The sequence below is a fragment of the Arthrobacter sp. RIT-PI-e genome, assembly GCF_001187915.1.
Classification (GTDB): domain Bacteria; phylum Actinomycetota; class Actinomycetes; order Actinomycetales; family Micrococcaceae; genus Arthrobacter_D.
On the sequence record NZ_LGIU01000042.1, the window covers coordinates 57,999 to 70,223 of the forward strand.

At 67.4% G+C, this 12,225-nt stretch carries 13 protein-coding genes; 3 read left to right on the plus strand and 10 right to left on the minus strand.

Going from position 1 to position 12,225, the window contains the following annotated elements:
• Positions 1 to 110 precede the first annotated feature (110 nt).
• The 3 genes from AC792_RS04040 to AC792_RS04050 all read right to left on the minus strand — a co-directional run bounded on the left by AC792_RS04040 (position 111) and on the right by AC792_RS04050 (position 1,463).
• The gene (locus AC792_RS04040; protein ID WP_160317607.1) at positions 111 to 671 is read right to left on the minus strand and encodes a hypothetical protein; all 561 of its coding nucleotides are present in this window, start codon (positions 669 to 671) and stop codon (positions 111 to 113) included.
• Positions 672 to 736: 65 nt separating this feature from the next.
• Complete coding sequence (locus tag AC792_RS04045; protein ID WP_049829292.1) at positions 737 to 1,030, minus strand: transcriptional regulator; 294 nt, start codon at positions 1,028 to 1,030, stop codon at positions 737 to 739.
• Entirely contained in the window at positions 1,023 to 1,463 is a 441-nt protein-coding gene (locus tag AC792_RS04050) for a hypothetical protein (RefSeq protein ID WP_152916014.1), read from the minus strand. Before AC792_RS04050 ends, AC792_RS04045 begins: the two co-directional genes overlap by 8 nt.
• Positions 1,464 to 1,723: 260 nt before the next feature.
• Here AC792_RS04050 and AC792_RS04055 point away from each other — a divergent pair, with 260 nt between their 5' ends.
• The gene (locus AC792_RS04055) at positions 1,724 to 2,581 is read left to right on the plus strand and encodes a CPBP family intramembrane glutamic endopeptidase (protein ID WP_235436354.1); all 858 of its coding nucleotides are present in this window, start codon (positions 1,724 to 1,726) and stop codon (positions 2,579 to 2,581) included.
• 40 nt (positions 2,582 to 2,621) lie between these two features.
• Here the strand turns inward: AC792_RS04055 and AC792_RS04060 are convergent, their stop codons facing one another.
• Complete coding sequence (locus tag AC792_RS04060) at positions 2,622 to 3,212, minus strand: hypothetical protein (RefSeq protein WP_152916015.1); 591 nt, start codon at positions 3,210 to 3,212, stop codon at positions 2,622 to 2,624.
• Here AC792_RS04060 and AC792_RS04065 point away from each other — a divergent pair, their 5' ends adjacent.
• Positions 3,213 to 4,280 (plus strand): DUF2268 domain-containing protein, encoded by a 1,068-nt coding sequence (locus AC792_RS04065; RefSeq protein ID WP_200903357.1) that lies wholly within the window; start codon positions 3,213 to 3,215, stop codon positions 4,278 to 4,280.
• Positions 4,281 to 4,308: 28 nt separating this feature from the next.
• Here AC792_RS04065 and AC792_RS04070 read toward each other — a convergent pair whose 3' ends face one another.
• From AC792_RS04070 to AC792_RS04095, 6 genes are all read right to left on the minus strand, one after another.
• Positions 4,309 to 5,211 (minus strand): MerR family transcriptional regulator, encoded by a 903-nt coding sequence (locus AC792_RS04070; RefSeq protein WP_152916016.1) that lies wholly within the window; start codon positions 5,209 to 5,211, stop codon positions 4,309 to 4,311.
• Positions 5,142 to 5,492: a hypothetical protein gene (locus tag AC792_RS04075; RefSeq protein WP_049829298.1), complete on the minus strand. Its 351-nt coding sequence runs from the start codon at positions 5,490 to 5,492 to the stop codon at positions 5,142 to 5,144. The genes AC792_RS04070 and AC792_RS04075 overlap by 70 nt, the downstream gene beginning before the upstream one ends.
• A 41-nt stretch (positions 5,493 to 5,533) precedes the next feature.
• On the minus strand, positions 5,534 to 6,265 hold the full coding sequence (locus AC792_RS04080) for a DedA family protein (protein ID WP_082177390.1): 732 nt from the start codon (positions 6,263 to 6,265) through the stop codon (positions 5,534 to 5,536).
• A gap of 83 nt (positions 6,266 to 6,348) precedes the next feature.
• Positions 6,349 to 7,377, minus strand: coding sequence for a CNNM domain-containing protein (locus AC792_RS04085; protein WP_049829299.1), 1,029 nt, complete (start codon positions 7,375 to 7,377; stop codon positions 6,349 to 6,351).
• Entirely contained in the window at positions 7,374 to 8,789 is a 1,416-nt protein-coding gene (locus tag AC792_RS04090; protein ID WP_049829300.1) for a hemolysin family protein, read from the minus strand. The genes AC792_RS04085 and AC792_RS04090 overlap by 4 nt, the downstream gene beginning before the upstream one ends.
• A gap of 211 nt (positions 8,790 to 9,000) precedes the next feature.
• Positions 9,001 to 11,481 (minus strand): MMPL family transporter, encoded by a 2,481-nt coding sequence (locus tag AC792_RS04095; protein ID WP_049829301.1) that lies wholly within the window; start codon positions 11,479 to 11,481, stop codon positions 9,001 to 9,003.
• 79 nt (positions 11,482 to 11,560) lie between these two features.
• Here AC792_RS04095 and AC792_RS04100 point away from each other — a divergent pair, with 79 nt between their 5' ends.
• Positions 11,561 to 12,190: a TetR/AcrR family transcriptional regulator gene (locus tag AC792_RS04100; RefSeq protein WP_049829302.1), complete on the plus strand. Its 630-nt coding sequence runs from the start codon at positions 11,561 to 11,563 to the stop codon at positions 12,188 to 12,190.
• Positions 12,191 to 12,225: the final 35 nt, after the last annotated feature.

The window sequence follows — 12,225 nt, forward strand, 5'->3', positions numbered from 1 at the left end:
CCAGGTCACCGCCGATGACGATCATGGATCAGCATGGAGCCCAGTACGGCTTTGCCGCCTCCACCGCGACGTACCGACGTGAGCGGGTTCCACTTCAAGGCAAGACGCGGCTAGGAGATGACGCGGTGCACCCGACGTCGTGCACCGCCGGTGAAGCCGAAGCGCTGGTACTGCTCGAACTGGGTAGGCGTATTGGCTGTTGCCACGACCACCGCACCGGATGGCGGGACGGTGGCGAGAGCACTCCGTGCAGTCTGGACTGCCGTGAACTGCGTTCCGGGCAGTTGCGCGAGACCCGCGAGCTCCCACCGCGGACCGGCCGGCGTCTCGGGCCCGTACGGCACTGTTGACGCTCCCCTCTTGGGGAGCAGGAAGAGTGCGCCTGCCGAGGCCGCGATCACCAGCAGTGGGGCGAGGACGAGCAGGACAGGGAAGGCGTTCAGGGCATCGGCCAGCGCTAGGAGGCCGAAGGTGGTGACTGCGGCGAGGACGCCGACGGGTAGCAGTAGGAGCAGATCGAGGGCCACGTTGATCGGCAGCAGCAGCACCAAGCCCGTGCGGGTCGCGTCGAGGAAGAGCCCTCCACGCACCGCGGCCGGGAGAACCGCCAGCACTGTCCACGGTAGGGCCAGGAGTGCCACCACCCGGTGAGGAGTGAAGGCTCGCGCCATGATCCACGCCGAACGCAGTACCCGGCGACTGGGACGAGGTGGGTGAGTCGTCATGTCAGTGCCCCTCATTCTGTTCCCTCGATGATGGCCCGGAGTGCTGCGATGTGCCCCTGGTACGCGTCCCGCCCCTGCTCTGTGAGCGAGAGCCGGAGGCGTGAGCGCCCTGCTCGCGTCACCTGCTCCTGCTGGAGGTATTTCTGCTCGATCAACTGGGAGATGTGCTTGCTGAGCGCGGACTTCGACAGGTCGAGCCTGCGCTGGAGCTCACCGAACTCCACGTGCGTGGCGGCGTTCGTGATGGCGCAGATCTGCAGGCGGTGAGGTGCGTGGATCAGCGGGTCGAATCTCGGCTCAGGCACTGCCCACTTCTCTCCTGTAACGGTGACCCATCTCGAACGTCACCACACCGCCGAGCACCCCGGCCGGCAACCACAGCCACGTGGCGTCGAGGGCGACGGCGAGCGCCGCGGGTAGGCCGACGGCGGCGATCATCGAAACCATGTAGGGGAATGCCCCCTGGCCATCCAGCCCCACCATGCCGTAACCGGGTCGCAGGAACACCCAGCGCATGCCGACCCCTACGAGGGCCAGGAACCCGATGATCGTCACCACTCGGGAAGGGCTGGTGGGAAGCATCTGCGCCCAGCAGATCACCGTGATGAGCGTGGCCTGGGTGATGAAGAACGCCCTCGATAGCGGCGGGTTCCGCGTTGCAGTCTCGGCCCCTTCTGCAACCTCCAGCATCGCGCGCGCTTCGTTGCGGTCCGGTGTCCCGTCTCGGCTTGTTTCCATAGGGGAAACAGTAGCATTGTGTTTCCACTAAGGAAACAGGGAGTCAATCGGAGATGGCCTTGAAGTAGCGGGCAACAGGCCAGCGCTCGAACCCGGATCGCTCGTAGAGGTGACGTGCTGGTTCATGACCGGGATCATCACCGGTCTCGACCAGCATCATGTGCATCCCACATGCTCCAACCGTTCCCAACCCTCACCAAGGAGCTTGGGCGGCGACCCCTTATGAGTCTTCTCCCCGACCAGGCTTTACAGTCGGTCGCATGGGAACTTCAACCAGGACGATGGGCCATGCAGCCCGGTGGATCATCAGCACCGGCGCCGGGCTGTGGCTCTCGAGCCTCACCCTCCTCATGGTCGTGTCCCCGTCGGGGACGGCGATCTCGAGTGATCCTGGTGCGCAATCCGTGCCGTACTGGGCAACGCTCGTACCGCTCGCCGTGGGGACTGCCCTCGCCCTCCTCCTCCCCCGCTCGTCACCGCACCGACCGGTCAGGATTACTTCCCCGAGGTCCTTCCGCGTGACCACAGCCGGTCTCCTCGTCCTGGCTGCCCTGTTCCCGGTGATGACGCTCGCCGTTCCGCTCGTCGGCGAGTCCTACGTCCTGGGCAAGTTGATCCTGTTCATGATCGTGCCGACGGTCCTGCTGCTGATAGTGCGCAGGAGCGTGAGCATTACCTGGCGTAAGAATTGGTCCCGATGGTGGGCGCCGGCCATTGTGATCATCGTGTGGACGCTGCTGTCCCAGGTTGCCCCGTGGAGCCCGGCATTCGACCCGGCAGGCATGGAGGTGGCGTTCATCCTCACGGCGGCCATCGCGACGGCCATCACCGCGGGCGTGGGTGAGGAACTGTTCTATCGTCGCTGGTTACAGACGCGACTGGAGGCCGCCCTGGGCGCATGGCCGGGCATCATCGTGACCTCCCTCGCCTTCGCGCTCATGCATCTCGGTTCCCACGGGACCGGTGACCCGCTCCTGGACGTGGCCCGCGTGATCGTCCTCCAGGGATCGTTCGGGCTGTTCGTGGGAGTGCTGTGGTGGCGCTACCGCAATCTCACCGCCGTCGTCGTGGTTCATATCATCAGTAACGGGTGGGCCGTGGCCGCGGCCCTGGTGTAACCGGGAAGGGCACTGCGCAATGGGGCGTGACCGCCGGCATTCACCCGACGAAGACGAAGTAGAAGGAAAGGTGCAGGGCGAGATTCAAATGGAGGGTCTTCAACCCGAGCCGTAGTGATGCCAGAACGAACCCGAGGGCGAGGATCGAGAGGCTCGGCAGCACATGGACGGGTGCAAAGCTCTGCCGGAGGAACACTGCATGGCCGAGCCAGAACATGACGGCACTGGTAACGAGCACACCCCACGCTGGTAACCGCTCCCCGAGGTAGCTCTGCAGGAGCCCGAAGGTGAGGTAGTTCTGCCAGAAGTCGGAGACGGTCATCCAGAACATGTAGAGCGCCACCGGCGCCTCCAGTTCGTACCGGAAGGGCACCGTGACGGCCAGGACCAGCGGCAGCACGTAGAGCCACCTCGACCAGGAGCGGGCGAACAGGACCCGGTTGTACCGGCGGTGGGTGAGCACGAGTACGACGACGACGATGAGCGCCAGGATCGTCTCGATGAGGATGGACGTGTCGATGTCCGTGGTGAGGAGCTTGCCGGCACCGTTGGCGAGCAGTCCCGGAGTGAGATACCAGAGCCCGAGCCACACGACGGAGATCAGGAGGAGTGTCCTCCGCGAAGGACGCATGTGGAGATCGGAGGTCATCACGGGTGTTCGGTGTGGAGTGCTCACCCGGCCCATCCCAACGGTCCGCACATTCTCGACCACCGCACCGAAACGTCGGGTCCGGGTGTCTTCCTGATGGACGACAACCTGCATCGCCGTGCCGATGTTGACCCTGACGCGGGGTCAGTCTCTACGGTCGAACCCATGACGACCAAGATTCTGGACACCAGTAGGGGAATGGGTGCCGTGCTCGCTGCTCCCCGCGATGAACGTGAGGACATACTGCGTGGCATGATTGCGCCGGCGGAGGGGATGTATCGGTACTTCCCGGGCGAGGTGGACCTGGTGGCGATGCACCGGATGAGCTTCGGGTTCCCCCTCGACCGCTGCGAGGAAGAAGTCCTCGAGGCACTCGAACGGATGCGGGCCGCCGAGGTCTGGCAGCGGATGAGCACCGCGCTGACCCGCGCCGTCGACGTCCAGCGTGCCGCCACCCCGGATATCGAGGTGCCCGACGTCGTCGTCCTCCTCGTGCTGGGCGATCCGGAGGATCAGTACTTCATGGGCCCGTTACGGGGGTTCAGCGGCAACGGCAGTGTGCCCGGCTATGTGCAGTTGACGGTGTGGCCGACCGAGGAGAACCTCGCCCGGGTCGAAGCAGCGGTGGTCCACGAACTGAACCACAACCTGCGCTACGCGCCCGGAGGGATCAGCTGGGACCCCTCCACCGTAGTAGTGGGCGAGCAGGTGATTTCCGAGGGGCTCGCCGACGCCTTCGCCCGGCAGCTCTACGGGCATACCGGGTACACCCCCCTAGGCCTCCCGCACCTGGACGACGACGCGGTCCTGGCGAAGGTGATTTCCGGGTTGCAGGTGACCGGGATGCAGAACTTCACCGCCTGGATCCATGGGGACGATTCCGCGCGGCGGTTCGGCGCCCACCCGGTGGGACTTCCCACCGGCGCGGGCTACGCGGCAGGTAACCGCCTGATCGACGCCTACCTGGCTGCTACCGGGCGGACGGCGGCCGAAGCCCTGCACGTGCCGAGTCAGGACGTCATCGACGTCGCCCTGTCCCGCCTGCACTGATCCCCCGCCCGCGGTGTCGTCGCAGGGCTCATTCCCATCGGGCGGTGCCCGGGTCCACACCGTGGTTTCGGGCGTTCGCTTCGATGGCCAGCTGCAGCCACACGGCCAGGCCCGGCGCAGCCTGCTCGTAGTAGGCACGGAACCCGGGCTCGGTCACGTAGCTGCGCGCGAGGACCACCTGCATGGAGTGGGTGCAATGGAAGTACTCGCTCATCGCCACCCGGTGCTGCTCGGCCACCGCTCCGGCCTCCGTACTGCCCGGGAGAACTCCGGCGCGCAACGCTTCGGCGGCGGCGTCCGTCGATTCCTGCAGCGAGACCGAGACGGCGTGCCAGTCGGCCTCGGTGCGGGCGGCGGAGCGCTCCGCGTACTGCGCCCACTGCACCGATTCGCCCCACAGCTCGCGCGCCTGCCCGGGCCAGTCAGGATCCCACTGCGCGCCGAAGACCCGGGGCTGCTCGGGTACGGGGACGAGGACACCGTGCTCCTCGGCGGCGAGCAACCGCTCCACGGCCCGGTCCACATCCTGGAGGCGCAGGATCCTCTCCGCCAGCTCCACCCGCCGGGACTCGAGCTCGGCTCGGCGTTGCGCGGACCCGGCGTCGAGCAGTCCGGGGATCCGCTGCAGCGGCACCCCCAGATCCCGGAACAGCACCACCCGCTGCAGACGGGCCACGTCGGCCTCCGAGTACATCCGGTATCCATTGCTCGTACGCCCCGACGGAACAGCAACACCGCATCGGTGCCAGTGGTGCAGGGTCCGCACGCTCACCCCCAATGACCGGGCGACCGCACCGACACCCTCGAACCCGTTCACGCTCTCCTCACTGCTCCGGGAGATTCGACCCGGGCTCGACGCCGTCACCGACGGGTGAGATTGCCCGGCTCGGGTACCGGAAGCTCGATGATCGTCCCGTAGTCCTGTTCCCATCCGTAATCCACACTCTTCACCCGCAACACCTCCGGGCTCGCCTCCACGATCTGCACGTTGATCGGCTCCTCACGGTCGGCGATGGACAATACCCAGGTGTCCGCCAGGTAGCTCAGACCGATGCTTTCCAGCACCTGGGACGCGTCGTACTCATCGGCAGCCTCGCCGAGCCGGTACCCGAATACCGTGACCGGGACGAACGTCCCACCCTCCGCCACGAGGTACCCGAGCAGCTCGCCGTCGTCCTCCCGGTGGTACGGCACCCACGATGAAGAGATCATCACCCGATCCTACTGACGCCTCATCCTGTCAGTCTCGCCGATCAGTCCTGCTGGGCCTCCGTGCGGGGCTCGCTCACCGCGACCCTCGACTGCCTGAGGCGCTTCCTGACCCGCAGGAGCACGAAACCGAGGACGACGAGCCCGATGATGACGACGACGACGTTGGAGATCAGACCGCTCCAGTTCTCGAGGATCGACTTGATGGCCGGCCCGAAGGCGACGCCGAGCCCGATCCAGATCCCGTTCCACACGGCGGAGCCGACGAAGGTGTAGAGGCTGAACTTCCAGACCGCCATGCGCTCGATCCCCGCGGGGATCGAGATGAACGAGCGGACCAGCGGCACGCACCGGCCGAACAACACCGCCGCAGCACCCCATCTCGCGAAGAACGTCTCGGCGCGGTCGAAGTCGTCGTGGTCGAGCAACGGGATGCGCCCGACGATGCGCCTCGTACGATCACGGCCCACCGCAGCTCCGATGGCGTACCAGATCAGCCCGCCGATCAGTGCGCCGAGCGTCGCCGCCATCCACGCTCCCCACGCGGACATCCGGCCCTCGTAGGCCAGGAAACCGGCCACCGGCAGGATCGCCTCCGAGGGGATCGGCGGCGCGAAGGTCTCGATGAGCACCGCCACCCCCACACCCACCTCGCCGAGGCTCTCCATGAGGCCGAGGACCCATCCGACGAAGCCGTCGTACTCCGCGCCGGGGGATACGTTGAACGGGATGAGGGTGTGCACGGGAATGATCCGGTCCTTCGTGTAGTGAGGCATGGGCCGCTCCGCACCATATCGCGGAAGACACGTGCCCGAGCATGTCGGCGGGCACGTGTCTTCCGCGGGTAGGAGGAGGCGGGTTACACCGTCGGCGCCGCGGCGGGGACGTCGGCGGAAGTGGGCAGTACTTCCCGCAGGAGGTCGTCGAGCGTGATGACGCCGAGGAGCCGCCCGTCGTCGACGACGGTGGCGAGTTGCACACGTGCCTGGCGCATGCGCGTCAGGGCGTCGTACGCAGCGACATCGGGGGTCACCGTGAAGGCCGTCCGGGCGACGTCGATCGCCGGCGTCGTCGCGCTCGCGCCGAGGGTGTCGCGAACATGGATGACCCGGGAGTCCGCCCCCGTACCCACGAGGATCCGCAGGTGTCCGGACGAGACCGCGGCGGCCTGCACGTCGGCCATGCTCGCCGTACCGGGCACCGAGGTCGGTGTGCGGTCGGTCTGCACGATGTCGCCGATGGTGAGCGTGGCCAGGGAGATGGTGCGGACGATCGGCTCGGAGTACTGGACGTCTAGGGTACCCGCTGCGCGCGAATGGGCCACGAGTTCCCGGATGGTGTCGGCATCCTGCCCACCGGCAGCGGCCTTGTCCACGGGTTCGACCCCCGAGGCCTTCACCAGCCTGTTCGCGATGTGGTTGATCCACAGCAGGAACGGCCGCAGCGGCCAGGTGAGGCCACGCGCGGCGAGGCCTGTCGCTTTCGCGGCGACCTCCGGGTGCGCGATGGCCCACGATTTCGGCGCCATCTCCCCGATGACCAGGTGCAGGAACGTGACCACGATCAGAGCGAGCATGAACGCGATGACACCCGAGAGCACCTCGGGCAGACCCCACTGCACGAACACCGGCGACAACGCGTAGTCGATCGCCGGCTTGGTGACCGCGCCCAGGAGGAACGTGCACGCTGTGATTCCCAGCTGCGCGAACGCGAGCATGACCGTCAGCTCGTTCATCCCGCGCAGTGCCGCTCGGGCGGAGGCGCTGTGCTCGGCCTCCTCCTCGAGCCGGTGCCGCCGGGCAGCGAGGAGCGCGAACTCCACGATCACGAAGAACGCACTGGCCACGATGAGGACCGTGGTGATGATGGTGACGCTCACCCAGCTCATCGGCCCGCCTCCTGGGCTGCACCGGAGGCGAGGGCCACATCGGCGTCCCCGTCCGCTGCGTCGAGATCGCGTTCGTGCAGCTGGACGTCGAGCTTCGAGGGGATGTGACGGGCCACCTCGAGGACGCGGACATCGAGCCAGCGCTCCATGCGCAGCCCCTGCACCGTCTCGGCCGTTCTCTCGGGTAGATCGATGCGCACCAGCGAACCCTCCTGTGGCAGATCGCCGTGTTCACTGACGGTGAGGCCGGCGATCGTCTCGGCATCACCCCGCGGCAGGTCGTACCCGATGAGGCGCTCCACCTCGTCGAGGTGGATGTCACCCGGCAGCGTCCACTGCCCCTCCTCCGTGCCGACCAGCTCGTCGACGTCGACGTCGTGTTCGTCGGAGAGCTCGCCGATGACCTCCTCGGTGAGGTCCTCGATGGTGAGGATGCCGTCGAAGTTCCCGTACTCGTCAACGACGCAGGCCAGCTGGTTACGGGTTTGACGCATGCGATCCAGGGCGACCGGCAGCTGCATGGTGGTCGGCAGCACGACGGTCTCGCGCATCACGGTGGACACCGGGGCTTCGTCGTCATGGTTCCCGCTGAGCAGGGCGATCAGGTCGACGACGCCGACGGGGTTGTCCTCCTCGCCGATGACGGGGTACCTGGTGTGTCCGGACCCCATCAGCGCCCGCACCTCGCCGATGGTCGTCCCGGGTGAGACGGAGTCGATGCGGGAGCGGGGCACCATGGCGTGTTCGACGTCGCGCCGCGGGAAGTCGAGGATCCGGTCGATGATCATCGCGAGATCGTCCGGGAGGTCACCGCTCGAGCGGGACTCCTCGATGATGGCCTCGAGGTCGCGTGCCGTGGCGCTCTCGTCGACGTCCTCGAGCGGTTCGATGCGCAGCAGCCGCAGCAGGGCGTTGGCGGCCATGTCGAACACCGTGATCAGCCAGCCGAACGCCAGCAGGTAGATCCGGGTGGGCATCGCGAGCGCCCGGGCCAGCCGTTCGGGACTGGCGATGGCCAGGTTCTTCGGGTACAGCTCACCGAAGATCATGGTCACGATCGTGGCGAGGAGCAGGGCTCCGACGGTCCCGATCAGTACCGACACCACGGGGTCGATCCCGATCCCGCCGAGCAGGGTGCCGATCGATTCACCGATCAGGGGCTCGGCCACGTAGCCGATCAGCAGACCGGTCACCGTGATGCCGAGCTGGGCACCCGACAGCATGAAGGACGTCCGCTTCGTGATCGCGAGCACCCGCTTGGCCTGGGCGTCACCCTTCTCCGCCAGGGCCGCCATGCGCGAGCGGTCCACGGACATGTAGGCGAATTCCTGCGCCACGAAGAATCCGCAGGCCACGATGATCGCCAGCGTGACGATGATACCGACGAGCAGTGTGAGAACCGCGCCGATCATTCTGTTTCACCCCCTCGAACAACGAAGGGGCCGGTAGATCGACCCTCCTGGTCGGGGGAAACAGAACGATGGCTCACAGTGGCTCTTTCTTGTGGGTCAGGGTAGTTCGACCCATCTTACCCGGAGCACACGATCACCGCCCGGGACATCGGGCGGCCGAAGGAGCACGTGCTCCCCCACCCGTTCACCGGGAGGGGGAGCACGTCCGGCATCACTGTACCGGTGGGTGTTCGCGTTCCAGGGCGGCGCCCTCGACGTCGACATTCGGGAGGATCCGCTCGAGCCAGCCCGGGACCCACCAGGCATGGCGTCCGATCAGGTGCATTAGGGCGGGTACGACGAGCATCCTGATGATGAACGCGTCGACGAGGACGCCGAAGGCGAGGCCGAAGCCGACGGCCCGGATGATCGTGGAGTGGGCGAAGATGAACCCGCTGAAGACCGAGACCATGATCAGCGCCGCCGCCGTGACCACGGAGCGCCCGGCCCGGAAGCCCTGCATGACCGCGAGGCGGGCCGGGGACCCGTGGACGAACGCCTCACGCATCCCTGCGGTGAGGAACAGCTGGTAGTCCATGGCGAGGCCGAAGAGGATCCCGACCAGGATGACCGGCAGGAAGCTCAGGATGGGCCCCGGGTCGTGGATGCCGAAGAGCCCGCCGAGCCAGCCCCACTGGAACACCGCGGTGAGCGCTCCGTAGGTGGCGATGAGGGACAGGATGAACCCGGCGGTCGCGATCAGCGGTACGAGGAGCGACCGGAAGACGACCACCATGATGAGGAAGGACAGGCCGACGACGACGCCCACGTACAGCGGGAGGACGTCGGCGAGGTTCCCGGAGATGTCGATGTTCGTGGCTGCCTGGCCCGCCACACCGAGCGTCGACCCGTCCGGTGCCGGCAGGTCCCGGAGGCTGCGGACGAGGTCCTCGGTCGAGGCGTCGTTCGGGCCTCCGTCGGGGATGACCTGGAATGCGGTCAGGATGTTGTCGTCGGACACGGCGATCGGGGCCACGGCGGAGACGTCGTCCTGGTTCGCGATCGAGCGGGCGGTGTCGAGCTGCTCCGCCTGGACGTCGTCGTCGGAGATCCCCTCGGGGAGGTGAGCCGTGACGAGCAGGGTGCCGTTGACGCCGTCCCCGAACTCCTCCGAGGTGATCTGGTGCGCCCGGTACTGGGTGGAGTCCTCGGGCTCCGAGGAGCCGTCGGGCAGGCCGAGCCGCATCGACAGTGCGGGTGCGGCGACCAGCAGCAGCACGGCGGCTCCGGCGACCACGCTGATGACGGCGCGGCCGGTGCGCATGGAGGTGATCTGCTTCTCGACGCGGTGCTGCGGAGGGCGCCCGCGGTGGGCGCGTTCCTTCTTGGACAGGACGCGGAGTTTCGCGAGTCCGAGCATCGCCGGGGTCAGGGTGATGGCCACGAGGACCGCGACGGCGACACTCACGGCGCCGACGGTGCCCATGAGACCGAGGAACGGGACGCCGGTGATGTTCAGGGCCAGCAGGGCGACGACGACGGTGCTCCCGGCGAACACCACCGCGTTGCCGGCGGTACCGTTCGCGAGCCCGATGGACTCCTGCAGCTCCGTTCCCGCGATGAGCTGCTTGCGGTGACGGTTGAGGATGAACAGGGAGTAGTCGATACCGACGGCGAGCCCGAGCATGAGCCCGAGGACCGGGGTGACCGATGCCATCTCCACGGCACCGGAGAACGCGAGCGCCGCCGTCAGGGCGACGCCGATACCCACGATCGCGCTCACCAGCGGCAGCGTCGCGGCCAGGGCGGTACCGAGCATCACGAACAGGACGATGGCGGCGATGATCAGACCGATGGCCTCGCCGGGTCCGAAGATGCTGGGGGTGGCCTGGGCGAGGGAGTTCGCGAACTCGACGTCCACGCCGTCGATGGGACGCTCCGAGACGTAGTCGATGACCCCTTCACGGGTCTCGTTGCTCAGGGCGAGCTGCGGCACGTCGAAGCTGACGTTGACGATCGCCGTCGTGCCGTCGTCGGACACGGAGCCGATGTTCTCCGCGAACGAGAAGAGCTCGGCGCCGTCCTCGAGCTGCTGGGTCTGCTCGTCGAGCTCCGTACGCCCGGCGTCGAGGGTCTCCTGCTGCGTCTCGAGCTCGGCCGCCTGGGCGTCGAGCTGGGCCTGCTGGGAGGCGATGGCCACTGCGGCGGCTCCGGTCGCACCATTCCGCGAGCGGTCCAGCTGGGCCTGCGCCGCCTCGAGCTGATCCGATCCTGCGTCGAGCTGCGCCTGCCCGGACTCGAGTTCTTCACGGGCGGAATCGAGCTGCTCGCGGCCGTCGGTCAGCATGTTCGCCTGCTCGGCGAGCTGAGCCTCGGTGGCGAACGGGTCGACGACGGCCGAGACGTCCTGCAGGTCGCCGGCGTCGGCGACGAGGTCCGCGACGGCGTCCTTCTGCTCCTGCGTGAAGGGCTCGCCGTCGGTGGTCTGCAGCACCACAGCTCCGGCCCCGCCGCTGAGGTCCGGCAGCTTCTCCGCCAGCTCGTCGGTGACCTTCGCGGCCTCCGTGCCCGGGATGTCGAAGCTGGAGGCCAGTGCACCACCGAAGGTCAGGAAGGACGTGACGGCCAGGGCGAGGATGGCCGCCCACGCCCCGAGGGTCCGCCAGGCATGCGCGGCGGTCCACGAACCGAGGCGATAGAGGAACAGAGCCATGAGCCATCCTTGCTTCGAGTGATACCTACACTCAGACGATACGTGGCGTCTCGTCTGTTGATCGAATTACGCTGGTGTGATGTTGACCAACCATCGCGCCGGCGCCCAGCGCAGCGAGGCAGCGCGGGTTGCCATCCTCACCGCTGCTGCGACCCTCTTCACCACCAGCGGGTACGAGCGCCTGACGATGGAGGGCATCGCATCCGCCGCGAAGGTGGGGAAGCAGACGATCTACCGGTGGTGGCCCTCGAAGAGCGCCCTGATCGCCGAGTGCCTCGCCAACGGATATCTTCTCCCCAACGACCGCCTGGACCCACCCGCGGCCGCGCACGTGGTCGAGGACATCAGCTCCTGGTACGCCGGACTTGCAGCATACTTCCAGTCGGAGACCGACAGCCGGTTGTTCCTCTCCCTCATCTCCGCGGCCGCCGGTGACGCCGGCGTCGCCGAGCACTTCGATGCCCGCTTCGGCGGCGGCCACACGATCGAGGCCCGGCTCCGGCAGGGCGTCGACGCCGGCGAGCTGCAGCCGACGGTGCCGATGAACCAGGTGGCCGACATCCTCATCGGCACCCTGGTGCTCCGGGTGCTCGCGCGCTCCACGACCGATGCGAAGGAGGCGGCCGAGGTGGTGCGCATGGTGCTCTCCCCCTTCACCACGGAACCCACGGAACCGGAGGAACCGGAGGAACCGGAGGAACCGACCTGACACGGGGTCGGGACCGTTCCGTCGGTTCCTCCGAG